The 1753-nt window shown below is 68.6% G+C and carries 1 protein-coding gene; it reads left to right on the top strand.

Annotation, left to right across the window (positions count from 1 at the left end):
* Positions 1-96: 96 nt before the first annotated feature.
* Complete coding sequence (locus ABD317_RS36535; RefSeq protein WP_344296300.1) at positions 97-1749, top strand: AMP-binding protein; 1653 nt, start codon at positions 97-99, stop codon at positions 1747-1749.
* Positions 1750-1753: the final 4 nt, after the last annotated feature.

Genomic DNA, 1753 nt, shown 5'->3' on the forward strand with positions numbered 1-1753 from the left:
CGCCAAGTCGTTGGTGTGTGGTGGCCAAGCGGGGTGGCGGATGCTGGGTGGGCGTGGCTTCGGGACGGCACGTTTGTCGGTGGGTTTTCGGGAACGATGCTGGTGTGGGTGGAGGGCCTTGTGAGCCAGAATCCGGTGCACAGACGTGGTTTGTATCTGGGGGTTCTCGCGCAGCGTGCGGCGGTGCGGCATGGGTCGGTGCTGTTGACGCTGGATCATGATCTGGATGTGCTGCCTGAGGCGGGGCGTCGGATCACGGTGCGGGAGCTGGCGCATTACGTGGTGGATCTGGCGGGCCGGCTGGCCGCGGCGGGGGTGCAGGCCGGGGACCATGTGGTGGTCTACAAGCGGCCGAACTTCGACTCGTGGATCCTGGGCACCGCCGCCGCCCGCCTGGGCGCCGTTCCGGTGATGCTCTCGCCGGCTCTGGACGCTGCGACGGTCGCGGCGCTGATGCGGCGGCTGGGCCGTCCGCACCTGCTGACCGACGCGGTCAAACTCCAGGTGCTGGCCGGTGAGGACCTGGACGGGCTGACGGAGTCGGTCATCACCGTCACCGACACCACCACCGACGCCGACACCACCACCGAGGCTGATGCTGGCACCGATGCCGATGGTGGCACCCGGGGCGGTGTGTCGTTGGCGGGGTTGGCGGGTTCGCCGGGTGTGCGGCCGGTGTTCACGGGGTTGGATGAGCCGGCGATGATCACGCATACGTCGGGGACGACGGGGTTGCCGAAGCTGGTGGTGCATACGGCGCGGACGATGCGGACGCGGTTGCGGCCGCAGTTGTTCATGCTGGGGGTGATGCCGCGTCGGGAGACGGTGGCGATCAGTATCCCGTTCGTGCATTCGCGGTTGTTCGCGGCGATGGCGCTGGTGTTGATGAAGGGGATGCCCACGGTCCTGGTCAACAATCATGACCCGGATGAGGTGGCGGAGTTCTTCGTGAAGAACCGGCCCGGGCTGATCGAGGCGTTGCCGAACTCGTTTCTGGCGTGGGAGGGGCTGGTCAGCGATCCGCGGCGGCCTTTCGCGTCGGTGAAGTACTTCTCCTCCACCTTCGATGCGATCCATCCGCGTACGGTGCGCCGGCTGCTGGACTCCTCCCGGCGCCGGGCGCCGCAGTTCTTCCAGATCTACGGCCAGAGCGAGGTGGGCCCGGCGGTGGGCCGGCCGTACTACCGCCGCCACGCGCGGGAGATGGACGGGCGGTGCGTGGGCTTCGCGCTGCCCGGCAGCGCGAAGGTCCGCGTCGTCTCGCAGAACGGGGCGGCGGTCTCCCCGGACAATCCCGGGTTCATCGAGGTGCGCTGGGACGGGATCGCCAAGACCTACCACGGTGAGCAGGAGCGCTACGACGAGAACGTCAACGGCGGCTGGTGGCGCACCGGGGACGTGGGCTACCGCACCAGGCTGGGCTGTCTGCACATGCTCGACCGGGAGATCGACACCATTCCCGGGGTCGGCTCCAGCCTGGAGATAGAAGACGCGGTCCTGGACCGGCTGGAGGAACTCGTCGAACTCGTCGTGGTCTCCGGCCCCGACGCCACCGCCGTCCCGGTGGTGTGCACCCGCGACGACGAACCGGTCGACCCCGACCGCTGGCGGCAGGCCACCGGCGACTACCCCCAACTCGCCGAGCCCGTCCACATCCCCATGGCCCAACTCCCCCGCACCGCCACCCTCAAGACCCGCCGCGTCGAACTGTCCCGCATCCTCCACGACCGACTCCAAGAACAATCCTGAAACA

Source organism: Streptomyces synnematoformans (genome assembly GCF_039531005.1).
GTDB classification, from domain to species: domain Bacteria; phylum Actinomycetota; class Actinomycetes; order Streptomycetales; family Streptomycetaceae; genus Streptomyces; species Streptomyces synnematoformans.

Bases quoted from the DNA above. Each gene is read 5' to 3' on its own strand.
- ABD317_RS36535 (WP_344296300.1), top strand. From the start codon at position 97: ATGCTGGTGTGGGTGGAGGGCCTTGTGAGCCAGAATCCGGTGCACAGA.